This is a genomic window from uncultured Erythrobacter sp. (genome assembly GCF_947499705.1).
In the GTDB taxonomy this organism is placed as follows: domain Bacteria; phylum Pseudomonadota; class Alphaproteobacteria; order Sphingomonadales; family Sphingomonadaceae; genus Erythrobacter.
Map to the genome: position 1 here is coordinate 537,505 of NZ_CANMPJ010000002.1, position 14,405 is coordinate 551,909.

At 60.2% G+C, this 14,405-nt stretch carries 14 protein-coding genes and 1 tRNA gene; 2 read left to right on the forward strand and 13 right to left on the reverse strand.

Annotation, left to right across the window (positions count from 1 at the left end; genetic code table 11):
- Window positions 1–120 precede the first annotated feature (120 nt).
- The 12 genes from Q0837_RS15535 to Q0837_RS15590 form a co-directional block, all read right to left on the reverse strand.
- Window positions 121–918 carry a LytTR family DNA-binding domain-containing protein gene (locus tag Q0837_RS15535; RefSeq protein WP_298470908.1) on the reverse strand — a complete coding sequence of 266 codons (798 nt, stop codon included), beginning with the start codon at window positions 916–918 and terminating at the stop codon, window positions 121–123.
- On the reverse strand, window positions 915–2,189 hold the full coding sequence (locus Q0837_RS15540; protein WP_298470911.1) for a sensor histidine kinase: 1,275 nt from the start codon (window positions 2,187–2,189) through the stop codon (window positions 915–917). The genes Q0837_RS15535 and Q0837_RS15540 overlap by 4 nt, the downstream gene beginning before the upstream one ends.
- A gap of 98 nt (window positions 2,190–2,287) precedes the next feature.
- Window positions 2,288–3,238, reverse strand: a complete 951-nt coding sequence (locus tag Q0837_RS15545; RefSeq protein ID WP_298470913.1) for a hypothetical protein — start codon at window positions 3,236–3,238, stop codon at window positions 2,288–2,290.
- A 65-nt stretch (window positions 3,239–3,303) separates the two neighbouring features.
- Window positions 3,304–4,029 (reverse strand): DsbA family protein, encoded by a 726-nt coding sequence (locus tag Q0837_RS15550; RefSeq protein ID WP_298470915.1) that lies wholly within the window; start codon window positions 4,027–4,029, stop codon window positions 3,304–3,306.
- Window positions 4,030–4,062: 33 nt separating this feature from the next.
- On the reverse strand, window positions 4,063–5,460 hold the full coding sequence (locus tag Q0837_RS15555; protein ID WP_298470916.1) for a M48 family metalloprotease: 1,398 nt from the start codon (window positions 5,458–5,460) through the stop codon (window positions 4,063–4,065).
- 10 nt (window positions 5,461–5,470) lie between these two features.
- Entirely contained in the window at window positions 5,471–6,403 is a 933-nt protein-coding gene (locus Q0837_RS15560) for an alpha/beta hydrolase (protein ID WP_298470918.1), read from the reverse strand.
- Window positions 6,404–6,435: 32 nt separating this feature from the next.
- Window positions 6,436–7,533, reverse strand: coding sequence for a phosphatase domain-containing protein (locus Q0837_RS15565; RefSeq protein ID WP_298470920.1), 1,098 nt, complete (start codon window positions 7,531–7,533; stop codon window positions 6,436–6,438).
- A 63-nt stretch (window positions 7,534–7,596) separates the two neighbouring features.
- Window positions 7,597–9,318 (reverse strand): hypothetical protein, encoded by a 1,722-nt coding sequence (locus Q0837_RS15570; RefSeq protein ID WP_298470921.1) that lies wholly within the window; start codon window positions 9,316–9,318, stop codon window positions 7,597–7,599.
- A 172-nt stretch (window positions 9,319–9,490) separates the two neighbouring features.
- Window positions 9,491–9,922: a DUF2141 domain-containing protein gene (locus tag Q0837_RS15575; RefSeq protein WP_298470922.1), complete on the reverse strand. Its 432-nt coding sequence runs from the start codon at window positions 9,920–9,922 to the stop codon at window positions 9,491–9,493.
- The gene (locus Q0837_RS15580; protein WP_298470923.1) at window positions 9,919–10,629 is read right to left on the reverse strand and encodes a sterol desaturase family protein; all 711 of its coding nucleotides are present in this window, start codon (window positions 10,627–10,629) and stop codon (window positions 9,919–9,921) included. Before Q0837_RS15580 ends, Q0837_RS15575 begins: the two co-directional genes overlap by 4 nt.
- Window positions 10,630–10,750: 121 nt before the next feature.
- Entirely contained in the window at window positions 10,751–11,239 is a 489-nt protein-coding gene (locus Q0837_RS15585; protein WP_298470925.1) for an MmcB family DNA repair protein, read from the reverse strand.
- 60 nt (window positions 11,240–11,299) lie between these two features.
- The gene (locus Q0837_RS15590) at window positions 11,300–11,707 is read right to left on the reverse strand and encodes a hypothetical protein (RefSeq protein ID WP_298470927.1); all 408 of its coding nucleotides are present in this window, start codon (window positions 11,705–11,707) and stop codon (window positions 11,300–11,302) included.
- A 146-nt stretch (window positions 11,708–11,853) separates the two neighbouring features.
- Between Q0837_RS15590 and Q0837_RS15595 the strand changes: the two genes are divergently transcribed.
- Both Q0837_RS15595 and proS read left to right on the forward strand, forming a co-directional pair.
- Window positions 11,854–11,930: transfer RNA gene (locus tag Q0837_RS15595), tRNA-Arg, on the forward strand.
- A gap of 119 nt (window positions 11,931–12,049) precedes the next feature.
- A complete protein-coding gene (gene proS, locus Q0837_RS15600) occupies window positions 12,050–13,363 on the forward strand; it encodes a proline--tRNA ligase (protein WP_298470929.1) in 1,314 nt (437 codons plus the stop codon).
- Here the strand turns inward: proS and Q0837_RS15605 are convergent, their stop codons facing one another.
- Window positions 13,364–14,341, reverse strand: coding sequence for a hypothetical protein (locus Q0837_RS15605; RefSeq protein WP_298470930.1), 978 nt, complete (start codon window positions 14,339–14,341; stop codon window positions 13,364–13,366).
- Window positions 14,342–14,405 lie beyond the last annotated feature (64 nt).

The window sequence follows — 14,405 nt, forward strand, 5'->3', positions numbered from 1 at the left end:
TTCTCAATAAACGGTCGCGAAGCGACCGCAAGGGCGACTGCCCGCCCGCAGCGATGCGGCTATTTGGCCGCGTGAGCGAGGAATTCGCACGCCCGGATGGGCGTGCGGAAACCAAAACAATCAATGCACGAAGCGTGCAACCACATCCCGATACGAGCGCGACACCTTCACCTCGGCACCTGAATCCAGAACCAGGAAACACTCGCCATTCGTATGCGGCTTCACTTGCCGGACCTGATCGAGGTTTACGATGGTCGAACGGTGCACGCGCTGAAACTTGCGCGGGTCCAGACGGCGCTCAAGGTCCTTCATGGTCTCGCGCAGCACCAGCGAATTGTCGCCGGTGGAGATGATCATGTAGTCGCCTGCCGCGTCGATATGTTCGATGGAGTCGACTTCGACCCTAAAGATCTGGCCGCGATCCTTCACGTTGATGAGCTTTTCAAACCGTTCGGCGCTGTCGCCGCCGGCATCCGAGAATTGCGCCGCGCGATCCGGCGCGACATCGGCGAGGACTTCGAGCAATTGTTCGGCATCCTCGGTCGATTTCTTCTCGGCAATGCGCTGGCGCACCCGTTCTATGGTGTCGGCCAGCTTGTCTTCATCGACCGGTTTCATGAGGTAATTGACGGCATTGGCCTCGAACGCGCGGATCGCGTGTTCTTCGTAAGCGGTGACGAAAACGAACAGCGGCGGCTCGATCTCCATCACGCCTTTCACCACGGAAAAGCCGTCGAAACCGGGCATTTGAATGTCGAGAAAGACGAGGTCGGGCTTTTCCGTCTTGATCTTGCGGATCGCCTCGCGGCCATTCGAGCAAGTGTCGATCACTTCGACATCTTCATGCGGCTGCAAGCGAACTTGCAAGCCTTGAATGGCCAGTTTCTCGTCGTCGACGAGGATAGTTCTAATCGTCATGCATTGGATCCTAATGAGCGCGCGGGGTTCAGGGGGATTACGGTCGCCGATGCATCTGCGGGGGTATCTTGTGTACCTCCTTGATTGGCATCGCCTGACGCTGCGGCGGCGGGGGAGCCTGCAGTGTCACGACCGGATTCGGGCTCGCTCGCGCTTTCGCTTGCCCGTTGATATGGAATTTCGATCAGGACCGTGAAGCCGCCACCGGGCTCCGATTTGGTCTCGAACAGATGTTTGTCGCCGTAAGCCTGCATCAGCCGATTGCGGATATTGGCAATGCCGACGCCGGTGGAGACCGGCTGACCGGATCCGTCGGGCGAGTATTCAAGCAGGCTGTGCTGCAGCGGGCCGTCTACGCCCGGGCCGGTATCCTCAACCGTGAGGCGCAACCTTTCGCCAATCACGCGGGCGGTCAGCGAGATGCGCGCGCCTTCTTCCTGCGGGCTGACGGCATATTTGATCGCGTTTTCGATCAGCGGTTGCAACAGCATCGATGGCAGCTTGGCTTGCAAGGCTTCGTCTTCGATCTCGAAATTGGTGCGTAGCCGCTCTTCGAACCGCATCCGCTCGATCCCGAGATAAAGCTGCAGCGTCTCGACTTCCTGCGCGAGTGTCACCTGGCTTCCCGGTTCGGCGATCAGAGTGTGCCGCAGAAAGCCCGAAAGCCGGGTCAGCATCGCATTGGCGGGTTCGGTCTGTTTCAGCAGCACCAAGGTGCTGATTGAATTGAGCGTGTTGAACAGGAAGTGCGGGTTGAGCTGATAACGCAGCATCGCCAGCTGCGCCGAGGTGGCCTGCGCCTCCAGCCGCTCAAGCCGGTCGGCCTGCTGCTCGACCGTCAGGAAGTAATTGATCGCGAAATACAGCGCGCTCCATGCTCCAAGCAGTGTCAGCGGGATATAGGTGATGCCGATGAAGCGCTGCGCGAAGGTCGTCTCGCGGCTCTCGCCGTAGTAAATCCCCTGCACCCATGCATCGAGGAAGGCGTGCACCACCACCGCGCCGATCAGCACCATAACGGTGCCGCCCCAGGTCACATAGGGTTTGCGGTTGATCAGCTGGCGAAAGACCACCGAAAGAACCAGCGTTATCGAAAAGCCGGTGAGCGTGTTGACGAGGATCACCGCGAGCCAATCGAGCGGCAATCCATTGGCCAATGCCGATAGGGCGCGCAACAGGAAAGCCCCGCCCCAGCCGGCCAGCTGGAGGTACCAGAACGCCCTGTTCTTGCTCTCAAAGAACGGTGCAGGCTGGATCGGGATCATCGCCATATTTCCGACATGTAACCCATTTTTTCGCGGTTAGCAGGGGCTTTCGCGCAGAATGAGCGCTCACACCGCACCGTTTGCCGCGCTTATTGCCGTCTCGGTTAGTCGCCGCGTGCGACCTTTTCGCCTGCATTCGGGTCGATTTCACGGGTGAAATGCACCGACCAGTCGGCTGAACCGTCGCGCTCCATCAACTCTTTGATCAACGGCAGTTCGGCGGCGATGAATTCGGCGCGCTCGTCCCAGCCATCATGGGTGCGAGCGCGGAACAGCCCGCCATCGTGCTTCGGCCCCCAGGTGGTCATAAAGCGATAGGCGGCCTGCGGATCATAGCCCGCATTGGCCATCAACCACGGCATCAGCCGGTCGGCTTCGCGTTCGATCCGGCGGACATTGCGGCGGCCTTCGCCATTGGCCTCCAGCCATTTGCGGTGGCCGAGCAGGTTGTGCGCGAGTTCGTGTGCGACCGCGCCAGCAAAAATTTCTTCGTCATAGGCGAAGCCGGGGAAGTTCATGCCGAGCACGACGCGCTGCCCATCGGCTACGGCGCGCTTGCCCTCACCTGCGAGTTCGAAACGGGTGGCGCAGACTTTGACCGGCTCAATTTGCGCAGTCTCGCCGTTCGCGAAGTGGAACGTGGCTATGCCTCTGTGATGCAGGGCATCGTCGATCCAGTCGTGTGCTCTGGTGAGTCGCTGCCAATAATGGCGGTCCTCGGCTTCCCAGGTGTTTGGGTCAACACCTGCGAGCTGTATGACTTCCCGGTTTTTCGGAAACGCGTGCGACAGCGCAGAAGGCGATCCGCGCGCAGCCGTTTGCACCGCGAAATCGCCGGTCATACCCAAAGCGGCGCGGGCAATCTCCGGCCCGCCATAACTGGCCAGATCCTGCAATTGCAGACCAATGGACAGGGTAAAGCGGGTGCAAAACGGGGCATTGCCGCGCGCCAATTTCCACCCGACATCCTGCAATTTCTGATCGAGTCCCTGGAAATGTTCGATGGCGGCGCGCTCGGCCACCAAGTCCACATCGTCCAGATCGGGAGTCGCCATTGCGGGCGCGGCAACCGCACTAGCGAGCATCATCGCCGCAAGAAGGGGAGAGATGCGAAGCCGCATTAGCTGCTCGTGGCGGCGTCTGCCCTGTTGCCAGAGCTTTCCAGCGCTTCTTTCAAACCGTCAAAGCCAATGGCGCCTTCGACGGCCTTGGTCGAGGTCACCCACGCGGGCGTCCCGCCAAAGCCAAGCGATTGCGCCAGCGTCAGATTGCGCGCCAGTTCAACCGTCACCGCATCCGATGCGGCATCCGCGCGGGCACGGTCAAGGTCTAGTCCCGCCTGTATTGCAGCAGCTTCGACGCTTTCCGGCGAGGCCGGTCCCAATTCGAACATGGCTTTGTGGAAGGCCTGATATTTGCCCTGCGAAGCAGCAGCGAGGGCCATACGGGATGCAATGTCGCTGCCTTCGAAGATCGGCCATTCGCGGATGACGACTTTCAGATCGGGGTCTTCGGCGACCAGTCGCTCGACATCGGCAAGGCTCGCTTCGCAATAGGGGCAATTGTAGTCGGTGAATTCGACCAGCACCTTGGAGCCTTCGGGATTGCCGAGAATGGCACCGGGGAAAGGCTGGTAGACCTCATCACCCAGCCCGGCGAGCCGCTTGGCGGCTTCCTGTTCCTGATAGGCCTGTGCCATCTGCGGCAGCATGTCGGGATTATCGAGCAGGAAGGTCCGCGTGCGATTGTCGGCAAGGCCCGAATAGGACCACGCTGCCGCGCCGAGAAAGCCGAACACCAGCGCCATAAACGCAGTGGAAAGCGTGCCGAGAAGCGAAGATTTCATAAAAGCCGGTCCGATTGCGTGTGAGTGGCGAGCCTAGCGCCGGTCGCGCAGCGCTTCCAGTTCAGCCCGTGCCTGCAGCGAAATATCCTGTGCGCGGATCCAATCCGGCGTGCCGCGCGGCAAGCCTGCTTCGGCGGCCTGCGCGTTACGCAGGGCTTCGGGATAACGCCGCGCCATGACCTGCTGTTCTGCACTGGCGAGCCGTGCGCGCGGAATGTCTCCGCGTTCGGCATAGACCACGCCCAGTTGATACCATGCAAAGGGATTGAACCGGTCGCGTGCAACGGCAGCGCGCAGGACGCGCTCCGCTTCGGCAAAGTTCGTTTCATCTTCGGTCGCGATCAGAGCGTGACCGAACATTGAGGCGATAAGCGGCTGATTAAGCGTCAGATCGGTGGCGCGCCGCAAATGCGGGAGAGCTTCTTCCGGCCTGCCGGATTCGAGCAGCACCTGCCCCTTGAGCTCGAGGTAGTAGGGGTTGTCGGGATCGGTCGCCAGCAGCGCATCGGCTTCGGCGATCGCCCTGTCCATCTGCGCATCCTTGTGGAACGCATAGGCGCGGGCGTAGCGTGCCGGATCGCTGGTATCGCTTTCCGGGTACAAGTTGAAGGTACGCTTGGGTTCAGCGAGGTAGCCGTAAAGCTTGGCGCGGACGCGTTCGAAGCGGGCCTGCAATTCGGGATCATCCGGTGTGTCCCAGGCGGGGTCTTTCTCATAGACTTCGCGCAGGGTTGCGATCCGGTCGCCCGAAAGAGGGTGGGTGCGGCCATACGCGGCTTCATCGGCCTGACTGAAACCCCGGCGAATTTCGAGGCTGCGCAGGCGTTCGAAGAACTTGATCGAGCCGCGCCCCGAAATGCCTGCGCCCGACAGATAGCGAGCGCCAGCGAGGTCGGTTGAGGCTTCCTGATTCCGGTTGAAGGCGAGGAAGCTGCCCAGCGCAGCCTGTTGCCCTGCCATGATCGCGCCAAGCGCTGCGTCTCCAGCGCCAGCCAGGGCTGCGCCAACGCCGAGCAACAGCGAAAGAATGGTGATGCCCTGCGCGCTGCGGGTGCGCTCTTCGAACCGAACCACGTGTCCTGCGGTGATGTGGCCAAGCTCGTGCGCGATCACGCCCTGGACTTCGTTGGCGGTTTCCGCAGCGTTGATCAGGCCGGCGTGGACATAGACGACCTGTCCGCCGGCAACGAAGGCGTTGATCGACGTGTCGTTGATCAGGACAATCTCGACATTGCCGGGTTCAAGCTCAGACGCCTCGATCAGCGGCGCGGCCATATCGTTGAGCAAAGCTTCCGTTTCGGCGTCGCGCAGGATCGATTGCGCGGCAACCGGCTGGAATGCGAATGCGAGGCTCGCGATGAAGGCGAGCAGGTAAGCGCCGAAAATAGGCAGGCGCTCTTTCGCCGTGCTGGAGAGGGATGCTGTGGGCATAGGCGCGGGATTAGCGCGTTTCGCCCTGAACCGGAACTGAAGTTTCGTCCTTTAGTGTCGCAGAAAGGGCGAATTCCGCGATAACGTCGTCAACATCGCGGTTTGAGCGCCATGGCGCGGCGAGCGAGATCAACGGATCGTTGTGCTCCATTTCCGGATAGAAGTGCATTGTGACGTTGCCGCCAGCCGCTTCGATCCGCTTGGCGAGCTCGCGTGTGTTGCGCGGCTTGACCAGATTATCCTTGTCGCCGTGGATCAGCAACATCGGCGGCGCGTCGCTGCGCACGTGGTTGATCGGCTGTGTCGCTTCCGGGTTTTGCGCATCTCCAAACGAAGCAATCGTCGAATCGCTATCGAACGGATGGAAATCGTAAGGCCCCGACAGGCCAACAACGCCCGCAATATCATTCGCCGACATGCCGTGGCGGCCAAGCCACTGGTGCTCGAGCGCGGTTTGGACGACGTTGTAGGCTCCGGCCGAATGGCCGGCGATGGTGATACGGTCAGGATCGCCGCCATATTGCGCGATTTCCTGACGGGTCCATGCGATGGTGCGGGCGGTGTCTTCGAGCATGGCCGGATAGACGGCGTCCGGATGCAGGCGATATCCGCCCAGAACCACGATGAACCCTTTTGGTACAAACGACCGCCCGACAAATCCATAATCGACTGGATCACCCCAGTTCCAGCTGCCTCCATGAACGAAGAGCAGCACAGGAAGGGGTTCGGAGTCCGGATCGCGGTTCTCAGGCGCCCAGACGATTGCCTTTTGCGATGGGTGCTCGCCGAGAGAAATCGACGCACGCAGGCCCGCATCGCCCGAACCACCGGTCAGTCGGTCGACTTGAGTCAGAACCGCCGGTCCATTGCGCGAAATGGCGAATTGCAGCGCCAAAGCGCCTGCGATGACAAGCAGGACAAGCCCGCCGATAATCCAAAGCATTGTTCGGCGGATCCTTTTCGATCTTTGTGTGGTCAATCCTTTGCCCCGATATCGTCTTCACTAGCGCGAACCAGGTGTTCGACTTGTTTGTCTGAGTCCAGGCCAATCTCGGCCAGAAACTCATCTACCGCGCGGTAATCGCTGCCGGTCCAGAACGGAACGCCCGCCTGCTCGATGGCGTTGCGGGCCGCAAGCTGTGCTTCGTTGGGGTTTGCCCAGGAAACCGTGCGGATGAACACAGCAGCAATTTGCTTGGGACGAGCGGCGACGATCTCGGCAAATGCAATTGCATCCTTTTGCGTGTCGTCCCCGACGAGAGCGAAGCGCATATCCGGATAATGGTCGAGGACGCGCTCGATTACTTCGAGCTTGTGCGATCCGTGCCCTTCCGACCCCAGGGTCTTCCGGTTGAAGCCCCAGTCGCGCAGCATAATCGGCCCGAGCGGCAGATCGCGCTCACGTTTGAAAGTCACGAGATAGGTGAAGAGATTCCAAGGGCTTGACGACACATAGAACACCGGACGCTCGCGCGCCTGCGGCTCATCTGGCCGACTTATAGCCGGGTTGCCGCCAAGCGCAGCGTAGAAATCGCGCGCTCCCGGCACGAGGATACGCTCGCTCGGCATTTGCACCATCACGCGCTTCCAGTTGCGCGCAATGGCTCGCAGGTTTCCGGTTATCCCGGTCTCCATGATCGTGTCATCGACATCGGAGATAATCCCGACGCCCGCCCTAGTGCCGGGAGCAAGGATGTGCGCCGTGACTTCGCCGCCATCGTGCTGTCCCGCCACCGCTTGCCAACGAAGCGTCGCCGTTTCCCATTCGGTTTGAGCAGGCCGATTGTGCGGCGAAGGGAATGCGAAGTCGAACCGCGCAAAGCCTTCATCATCGGTGGTGGCGGTATGCCTCAATGGTTCGCCGCAGGCGCTTTGATATTCGAATTCTACCTCAACGCCGGGCACTTCATGAGAGGTGTATTGCCCCAGCATCGTTCTAAAATCACTCAGGAAATTGCGGCTGTTGAACAATGCCTCGCGCGACCGCAGCGCTCGCGCCGTCAGCGAGATCCGGTCCTCGCTACGGAATCCGAAGAACGGTTGCACGCGCAAGGGGGCTCGGCCGAAAAACATCGGCTGCCGCTTAGACTTGTTCTTGTAGCAGGCCAAGCGCCTGCTACCGCTGGGTGAGGGCAGTTAGCCGACCAGTTTGCGTGCGGCGCGTTCGACAAGTGCAACATCATCGGGCACTTCGCCCAGCACATCCACATTGCCTGTGCCGTCTCGGCGCACCATCACCAGAGCGAATTCCGGACCTTCGCCTGACAGCGCATCCAGAGTGAGGGCTTCCAACTCGCGCAGCTTCTTCGCCAGCGCGTGGCGGACGGCATCTTCCGGTTCGACCGTCTTACCGCTTTCTTCACGGCGCAGGCGGCGTTCGGCGCCTACCACGCCCTTCAATCCGCCTTCGGCTGCGGTCAAGAATTCGGCAAGCGATCCGCGCTCCAGCTCCAGCCGATGAGCATGGCTCAGTACAGCAGCATATTCGGTAAGGCGGGTCTTGTCGTAATCGCTACCGAATACGAGCTTCACCACCGGAGTCATCGGGGCGCGATCCTGAATCGTCAGGCCGCTTTCCTCGATCAACTCGTTGTATTCGTCCGGCTCGCTCTTGGCGGCGAGCGAGAAATCGTAAGCGCGGCCAACGGCGGCGTAGAGCGCCTGACGGCTGCGGTCTTCCGAAGCGCGGGCGCTTAGTGCCAGTTCGCGGGCTGAGGCGAGGCAATCGTAAAGGCCAGCGTCTTCAGGAAGTTCGGCGGGTTCGACTGAGACTTCATCGGTTACTTCCGCGACAGGCTCCGCCTCGTACGAGGTGTCATCCTGTGCGATGGTCTCTTCGACGCTCGCTTCCAGTTCGGAGCTGTCGAACTCGGGAGCATCGAATTCAGATGCCTCAAATTCAGCGCTGCCGAGGTCGAGTGCCTTTTTGGCAGGCGCCTCGATGTAGTCGGTCAGCGACGCGAAGCTGTAGCCCGGTGCATCACCGTCTTCCTCTTCGTCATCGTCTTCATCGTCGAGGCTGTACTGACCGAAATCGGGTATCGGCAGATCGTCTTCGCGCTCTGGCTCGTCGAGGCCATCGATAAGCGGCGCGATGTTGTCAGCAAAATCATCAGCGACTTCGGCGCTTTCAATTTCAGGTGCAGCATGTTCGGTGTCGCCCGCCCCGACATCGAGATCGGCAAGCGGCGAATCCGCCCAGTCGGTGACCGGATCGGCGTGATGCTTGTGCGGCTCGTCTTCGTCTTCAACCGGCTCGTCTGTCTCCAGCGCCTGGTCGATTTCGAGCAGGAGCTCGTCGGCGGTCATCTGGTCGGCCATTTCCTTCCAGTTGATCACGCCATAGATGAAATCGATTGTGTCATCGTCGCTCGAATAGGGCAGCAGGATTCCGCGATAGAGAATTGAGTGACCGCGCTGATTCACAAATTCAGCTTCGAAACCGATTGGCGCCTGATTGGCGAGAATCTGCATGTAATGATCGGTGATCCGGCTGAGCAGCGAGCGCGGCGGAACGTCCGACAGCTTCGAAATCGGCCCTTGCGCACCGCATTCTTCGCCCAGCTTGTCGCCGAGATACTGCACGATTGGATCGTCGATCCCGGCCGAAAAATCCAGCAGGACCGAGTTTGGACCGAAATCGGTCAGATTGTGCGGTTCGAGGTCTTCGATCGAAGGGTAGCTGCGCTCTCCCAGCAGGCTGGCCCAGTGATTATAGGCGCGCACCTGCATGCGGCGCTCGTCCTGGCCAATCGCTTCCGGCGGCAGCTGACGCGCTACCTCATCATCATGGGCATCCCAATCGTGGCTGTCTTCAGCCCCATCGTTGGTATCAAATGCGCCCCGAAGCGTGTCCATGGCCAGTAATGCCCCTTGTTTGACCGGTTATCGGAGGGGTTCTGGGCTTACGTGGTAAACATATTGTTAAGTCGCGCCGGAAAGTTGGGCGATTATTTGGGCGCTTGGCTGCAATCCGGAGCGGATGCAGCGATTCTGACGTCACAGAGCCTGAAAACTTGGCGAGTTGACGTCAGAAATACCGCATCTTGATGTTCAGTTTCTGCTTCTCGGCGCCGTGCGTGAAAACTGCGTCTCGAAATTTGGGCGGTCCCATTCGCACTTTGGCGTCGCGGGAAAAGCCATATCCTTCGCGCGGGATCATACCGAGCGTGCGATCGGCTTTGCCATTGTCATTCTCGTCATGCAGCAGCGCGATGGCGTAGTCGCCCGGCTTCACTCCGGTAAAGCGGATTGTGACGGTCTTACCAGCGGGGACAACGGTGCGGTGCGAAGCCGGATCTTTCCGGCAGCGCGGAAACACGTCCTCGTTGGTTGTCATGCAAGCCCGCACAACACCCTCGGTCGAGCGCAGATTGGTGACGGTGATCGTCACTTCATTGGCGGCAGCAGGTGCAGCGACGCCGGCCAACGCGCCCGCGACCAGAAGGGCAGGTGCCTTCATCGAGCGGCGCGCGGTGCGTGTCCCGCCTCTTCGACGATGCGAGCCGAGAACCCGCGATCCGTCCCGCAGACACGATCCCAGAACCGAAAATACAGGCCGAAATTGCATCGATACTCCTCGTGATGCCGCTCGTGATGGCTGGCCGTTATCAGCAGCTTTCCCAATGGGGAATGAACAAGCGACCGGGGAAAGATCTCCCAGCCCATGTGATTGGTGACCCCCATGATGGTCGCAATCGCCAGCACCACACCGACCATGCCGATATGGATCGGGACGAAAAAGACCAGCGCCGGGATCACGATAGCGCCGGTCAGCGACTCCAGCGGATGAAAGCTCATCGCCGTCCAGGCCGTTGGCGGACGGCTTTGGTGGTGGACGGCGTGCATCGGCTTGAACAGAACCCTGTGATGCATCGCGCGGTGCGACCAGTAAAACCATGTGTCCTGCACAAACAGATAGATCAGAACCGACACCGGCATGTACCACAGCGGATAGGCGGCAGGATCGGTGTAGAGCAGGGTCCAGTCATGATGGCGCCACCCCCAGAATACGATCCCCGCAGGCGCGCCGTAGATCAGCGCTGCTATCAACGACCAGCGGATCTCGCGAGAGATTTGCTGTTCAAGACCGTCATAGAGGCCAGGCCGCATCCGTTTGGTCGCCCAGGCGAACAACCCGCTCGACAGGAAATAGCGCAGCGCAACCATCAGGGATGTAGCCAGGCTCACGATCAAAAGCGCAAGCAATACGGGCGTGTCGGAGCTCAGCACCGCCTATCTATGACTCAGATTTGCGAACGAATACAGCGTGTATTGCCAGCTCTTGTTGTCACACCCTGATATCGGCGCAATGCGGGTCGAGCATCGCGGTGTGTCGCCGCATAGCTGCGCGTGCCAGCCGCTCGATTTGAGCCTTGCGCCGTGCCGATGCGAGTGAAGACAGCGGAGCCTGCCGCACAATCTCTGCATCGTAGCCGTCCGCCACGATCACACCGCAATCATCCGGCTGATAGGCCTCGGTCTCGAGCGGGCCGCGATCCAGACCCGGCGGCACGCCCCAGAAAAACCGGTCGCAGAAATCGAGATAATCGGGCCATTTTGCATCGCCAAGCAGATCGCCGCGCGCGACCTTGATCTCGACAATTACTACAAGACCCTTGGCATCTACCCCCATAAGGTCGGCGCGCCGACCGTTCTTGAGCGGCATTTCTGGCAGGCACCAAATGTCGTTGCGCGCAAACAGCCGCATGATGCCGCGCGCGACATTGCCCGCTGTGATGGTCGGCGAATCAAGTGTGGGGGAGGCTGCGTCGGTCATGCCCCAAAGCTGGAACATAGTGCGAACACAGTCAAGCGAGGATTGTGTCGTCCGACCCGTTCAAGCGGCGCGCGCGGCTTCGCTGAGTGGCGATTGCTCGACCAATGCAAGCACAGCATTGCGAGCGCAGAAAAACTCGCGCCACAGGGCAAGTGCCGGTGCCGTCACAGCCTGATCGCGAAGGGCGATGGTGCGCAGCGCCGTCAATCCCGGCTGCATCATCGCATCGATATCCTCGATACCCTGCCACACCAGTTCGCGTTGCCACTGAGATGCGGCTTCAAAGCGCTCTGGGAAGCAGGCAAGTCCTTTGCCAAACGACTCGGGCGCAATCGCAGCGAGCTCCGCCAGCTCTGCGGCTTGCGCATGCAATTCTTCCCACCGCTGCGCGAGCGCTTCAGACGAATGGCTATCGCGCTTAGTCGAGCTCCGCATTTCGCGGGTCTGATCGGGAGGAAGGGCTGACATGATGGGGATTGCATAGGCACCCGCCCTTGCCGATTGGTTAAGCGGCCCCGTGCAAATCGCACGGCGACCCGAAAAGGCGAGAGAATGGGGTGGCGAAGAGCAAAGGGGCTTGCTAAGCGCCGCGCCCGATGTCTTGATGACAACAGGCACCCGTAGCTCAGCTGGATAGAGCGCTGCCCTCCGAAGGCAGAGGCCAGAGGTTCGAATCCTCTCGGGTGCGCCAGCTTTTCCTCTTTGTATAAGCTTGTCGGCCTCGCCGTGGGTGTACTCCGCGGAAGAGAGTGATAGTAGGCCCGCAATTCTGCCCGGTACCTTTGTCTCGGGCATGGTTCGGAGGATTTCATGCGACTGTCCCAATACGTGCTGCCGTTGCTGCGCGAGGATTCCAGCGATGCGCAGATCGTCAGCCATCAATTGATGCTGCGTTCGGGTATGGTGCGTCAGACCGCTGCGGGGATCTATGCCTGGATGCCGCTAGGTCTGCGCGTGCTCGACAAGATCGGGCAGATCGTACGCGAAGAACAGAACCGCGCGGGCGCGATCGAGATGCTGATGCCTACGATCCAGCCCGCCGATTTGTGGCGCGAGTCCGGCCGGTATGACGCTTATGGACCGGAAATGCTCCGTATTCGCGACCGGCATGATCGCGATCTCTTGTTCGGCCCGACAGCCGAGGAAGTGATCACGTCGCTGATGCGTGGTTCGATCAATTCCTACCGCGATCTGCCGCGCACGCTTTACAACATCCAATGGAAGTTTCGTGACGAGATCCGCCCTCGCTTCGGCGTGATGCGCGGGCGCGAATTCCTGATGAAGGATGCCTATTCGTTCGACCTCGACATCGAATCCGCGCGGCACAGCTACAACCGCATGTTCGTCGCGTATTTGCGGACTTTCGCGCGGATGGGTCTGCACGCCATCCCGACCAAGGCCGATCCGGGACCGATCGGCGGGGACATGAGCCACGAGTTCATTCTGCTGGCGGATAACGGCGAAAGCGACGTGTTCTACCATCCTGAGTGGGAAGCGAGCACCGACCTGGAGCTGCCCGATTTCTCGAACAATGATGCGATCGATGCCTTCGTTGAGGATCGCACGAAATTCTACGCCGCGACTGATGAAATGCGCGATGAAGCCCAAGAGTCGGAATTGCGCGACACGATGCGGACGGCACGCGGCATCGAAGTCGGGCACATCTTCTATTTCGGGACCAAATATTCGGAATCGATGGGCCTTAAGGTTCAGGGGCCGGATGGCGATGTCGTTACCCCGCAAATGGGCAGCTACGGCGTGGGCGTGTCCCGACTGGCTGGTGCGATCATCGAAGCCTCGCATGATGACAATGGCATCATCTGGCCCGAAGCCGTTGCTCCGTTTCGCGTTGGCATCATAACCATCCGCGCCAGCGATGCGGCCTCCAGTGAATTGGCCGAGCAGATCTATGCGCGCCTATCGGATGCCGGGGTCGACGTGCTCTATGATGACCGCGATGAACGCGGCGGAGCGAAGTTTGCCGCAATGGATCTGATCGGTCTGCCGTGGCAGATCATCATCGGTCCGAAGGGTGTAGAACGTGGTACTGTCGAGCTTAAAAGCCGAGCGACGGGCGAGCGAGAAGACCTTCCGCTGGAAGAACTGATCGCGCGCTTCGTCTGATCAGGGTGCGCAATATTGCGCCGTTGGTGTGATGCCGACGAATTTGGTCATCGTCTTCTCCGGCACGACATACTCGCTTTCGCCCACGCGGACGAAGCCGTCTCGCTTGCCGAGAACGTCCGGATTTGGCGCCCAATCGAAGGTGTAGCCTAGTGAGGTCCAGGGGTACTGGACTGGCTTGGTCGTGCCGAACGCCTGATAATACTGGCGATAGAGGAACAGATTGTCGGTTGTGATGCCGGCTTTGCAGGTGTTCGTGTTGGTCGCCGTGTCTCCGCAGGGGCGGAAGATCTTCTGCCCGCTATTTGGCGCAGCGGCGTCGATCTCGAAGATGACGAAGTGGGTCTTTGCGGACACTGGAGGCAGGCCGAGACGCTGTTCCAGCCTGAGCGTAAGAGCAGCCGGGTCGCTGCTGACGTCATTGGCGTATGCCTTGCAGAAATTCTGGAGGTTGGGCTCAAGTGTCACCCATGTGTCGCCGCCCATCGCATAGTCGAAACTGGTTGACGGCGTCTTGGGATAGCGGCTGACCTGGTCGCTCCTGATCCAGGTGGCGACCCGGTATGTGCCGGTTTGCGGAAGCGGGGTTAGCGTATCGACCTCTTCCCACGGCTGCGCGACTGCCATGTCTTCGACTGCCTCGACATAGCGATCATATCGGCGGCGCAATTGCTCGCCCTCGGCAATATGCGGGATGCAGACCTTGCTCTTCGAGGCGAGCGCGTCTGGATCGCCGATAAAACCGATCCCGTTTTGGCCTGCGCGCTTGTTGGACGCGAGCATGATCGCGAAACGATAGCTCCCGTCGCCGAACCACACATCCGAAAGCGCCGTGAGCGTGGTCTTTTCGCCGGTTGTTTGTATCGCGAGACAGTCGCCCGATTGCGCTATCGCCGGGGAGGCCAAGGAAACAACCCCCAGCCCGGCAGCAAATGTTGCTGCAAAAGACCGCAACGCTCCAAATAGAGCAAGCCGCATGAAAATTCTCCCCCAAATTGATCCACCGTTTCCGGTGAATTCATTCCAACCCCAAGAGAAGAAG